At 36.6% G+C, this 3,438-nt stretch carries 3 protein-coding genes; all 3 read right to left on the bottom strand.

All coding sequences use genetic code 11. From position 1 onward, the window contains the following. On the bottom strand, window positions 1–265 hold a 265-nt coding region (locus AC06OU_RS12895; RefSeq protein WP_475856264.1), incomplete at its 3' end, for an FAD-dependent oxidoreductase. Between the two features lie 15 nt (window positions 266–280). After that, window positions 281–2,356, bottom strand: coding sequence for a type I DNA topoisomerase (gene topA, locus AC06OU_RS12890; RefSeq protein WP_475856263.1), 2,076 nt, complete (start codon window positions 2,354–2,356; stop codon window positions 281–283). A 124-nt stretch (window positions 2,357–2,480) separates the two neighbouring features. Next, window positions 2,481–3,359 (bottom strand): DNA-processing protein DprA, encoded by an 879-nt coding sequence (dprA, locus tag AC06OU_RS12885; RefSeq protein WP_475856261.1) that lies wholly within the window; start codon window positions 3,357–3,359, stop codon window positions 2,481–2,483. Between the last annotated feature and the right edge of the window lie 79 nt (window positions 3,360–3,438).

The following is a 3,438-nucleotide window of genomic DNA, read 5'->3' as shown; positions in this document are numbered from 1 at the left end:
GAACACTACTATTGTCCGCTGAGGAGATGATTAGAGAATCCAACATACGCATTTCTTCTTTAATAACCCCAACAGCATTTGTTAAGTTGTTTGCTCTAAGAGAGTTTGAGCAAACAAGCTCAGCAAATTTATCTGTATGGTGAGCTGGCGTCTGTTTAACAGGTCGCATTTCAAAGAGACGTACTTTAACTCCTCTGCTAGCTATTTGCCAAGCAGCCTCACTTCCAGCTAAACCTGCTCCAATAACGTTTACTATTTCAGTCATGTCGTATCCTTCTTTCTAGCTTTGCGGATCTTCCTTATAATCACACGCAACACATTGTATTTGTATTCCTTTTTTCAGCTTCTTCTCTACTAGCATTTCATTACATTTTGGACACTGTCTACTAATTGGCTTATCCCAAGAAAGAAACTCACATGTAGGATACTGATTGCAACCATAGAATAAGCGTTTTGTTTTACTTTTACGCTCAACAATTTGCCCTTCCTCACATGATGGACATTTCACACCAATTTCTTTAACAATTGCTTTTGTATTTCTACAGTCCGGGAAATTACTACAAGCCATGAATTTTCCATAGCGCCCTAGCTTGTATACCATTGGAGAACCACATTCTTCACAATCCTCACCGGTAGGCTCATCTTTTATAACGATTTTTTCCATTTCAGCTTCTGCGTGTTCCAAGTGTTTTTCAAACTCAACATAAAATGCATCAATAATTTTCTTCCATTCAACTTGACCTTCTTCTACACTATCCAAATCTCTTTCCATTTGAGCAGTAAACTCAATATCTACGATTTTCGGAAAGAACTCTGATACAAGCTGATGGATAATAGTACCTAACTCTGTTGGAACAAATCTCTTCGTTTCTAGAGCTACATAGCCTCTTTTTTGTATTGTATCTAAAGTTGGAGCATATGTAGATGGTCTACCTATGCCTAGTTCCTCTAAGGTTTTAACAAGTCGCGCTTCGGAGTATCTTGGTGGTGGTTGAGTGAAATGCTGCTTAGGCTCGATCTCTTTAGCACTTACTTTATCTCCTACTTCCATTGCAGGCAACAATTTATCTTTGTCATCTGTTTGGTCGTCTGAGCCTTCTACGTAGACCTTCATAAAACCAGCAAATTTCACTTGAGAACCGTTAGCTCTAAAAATGACTTCTCCATTTTTCAAATCTACTGCAACTGTATCCAAAGTGGCTGGAGCCATTTGACTTGCAACGAATCTTTCCCATATAAGTTTATATAAACGGAAAAGATCTCGAGATAATATTGCCTTTAACGAATCAGGTGTTCTTAGTACGTTTGTAGGTCGAACAGCTTCATGCGCATCTTGGGCTTTTTTATCTTGCTTCTCCGCTTTCTTAGTCGAAAGAAACTCTGATCCATATTCACTTTTTATAAATTCAGCAGCGTCTGCCTTAGCTGTATCCGAAATTCTAGTAGAATCCGTACGCATATAAGTTATAAGACCAACAGTACCTTCTTTTTTACCAAGGTCAATTCCTTCGTAAAGCTGTTGAGCAAGCATCATTGTTTTTCTAGCTCTAAAGTTTAATTTTCTAGCTGCCTCTTGCTGTAGTGAGGAGGTAGTGAATGAAGGCGCAGGATTACGCTTTCTTTCTTTTTTAGTAACATTAGTAACATCAAACTTTTTACCCTTCATGAGATTTAATACAGCTTTAACCTCATCTTCATTGGTAAGCTTTGCTTTTTCTTTTTCTTTGCCAAAGTAAAGAGCTTCGAATGCTTTTTTACCTTTTTCAAATTTACCTTCGATAGACCAATATTCCTCTGGGATAAATTTTTCAATTTCTCGTTCACGATCAATTATTAGTCGCAGAGCAACGGATTGTACACGACCTGCTGAAAGACCTTTTTTAACTTTCTTCCATAGAATAGGACTGATATTATATCCTACTAGACGATCTAGAACTCGTCTTGCCTGTTGGGCATCTACTAAATCCTTATCAAGCGGTCTAGGATGCTTAAATGATTCTAGTATAGCATCTTTTGTTATTTCGTTAAATACAACACGACAGTCTGACTCTAAATCTACGTTTAGAGATTTTGCTAAATGCCAGGCGATTGCTTCCCCTTCTCTGTCGGGGTCAGCCGCGAGATAAACTTTCTTTGCTTTTTTGGCCGCATTTTTTAGATCCTGAAGGACTGGCCCTTTACCACGTATTGTAATATATTTTGGTTCGTAATTATTTTCTACATCGACACCCATTTGACTTTTTGGTAAATCTATAACATGTCCTATCGATGCTTTTACTTTATATTTCTTTCCTAAATATCGCTCAATCGTTTTTGCCTTCGCTGGCGATTCTACTATAACTAAATAATCCGACATAGATGTGCCTCCTTATAGAAGGTAACTCGCTTCAATCTGCAAAACAAATACCTGTTGCAAAATGTATAACAGTTTCTTAGTAATTGCAAGACTTTTCAATTCTAAATTTAAAATTTTATACTTTTTATCTCATTTCCTCGAGAATTTGGTGGCCATCCCAAATAGGCTTTGCCCCTTCTAGTATCAAGTGATGTGGGCCTTCTGATAGGTCTGAATGAATAGATCCTGGAACTGCAAAAATTTCTTTTCCATTTTCTAAGGCATGCTCCATTGTAGAAACTGTACCACTCTTCTTATGTGCCTCTGTAATAACGACACCTAACGACAAACCACTAATAATCCGGTTTCTCATGGGGAAATTCCACTTTTTTGGAGTAATATAGGGAGGGTATTCAGTTACTAGTAGGTGACTCTTCGACATAAAGTTCGCTAAATCCTCGTTTTCTTTTGGATAAATATTAGAAAAACCTGTGCCTAATACCCCAATAGTTTTTCCGCCCATTTCTATTGTTTTTCTATGGGCCAGCGTGTCCGCACCTCTCGCGAGACCACTTACAATAACATAATTTTGTTGAATTAGAGGGGGTAGTATTTTTTCTATACTTTTTTCTGAATAGGAAGTTGCCTTTCTAGAACCAATTATAGCAATCTTTTTAATTTTAGCTAGTAAGCTTACATCTCCTTTAGTATATAAAATTACTGGAGGATCATATAATTTCAAAAGACTTTCTGGGTAACAATTATCATTATAAGCGATTGGGAAAATATTATGTTTTTCATAGGTTTCAAGTAGAGGATGATAAACTAACTCTTTATACATATTTTTCAAGTGAATAGCTCTTTCAATGGGAATATTACACAATTTAGCAAGAAGGGTTGGTTGGATGTTTTCTAGTTGGGATAGATCGGGATCTATTTTTAGAAGTGGAATTACTTTAGGGAGAGGTACAGGAAATACATAATGTAGAGCGAGTAATCTTCTTTGGAAAGTTTGTTCTATCATCAATTAACCCCTTTTATGAATTTTTTTATACGAAAAGTATGAGCATATGTATGCTCTAACAGGTAAATGGGTAATTATT

It is taken from the genome of Psychrobacillus sp., assembly GCF_056205495.1.
Note: the sequence above shows the minus strand (reverse complement) of the source record. Positions and strands in the feature narration are given on the sequence as shown.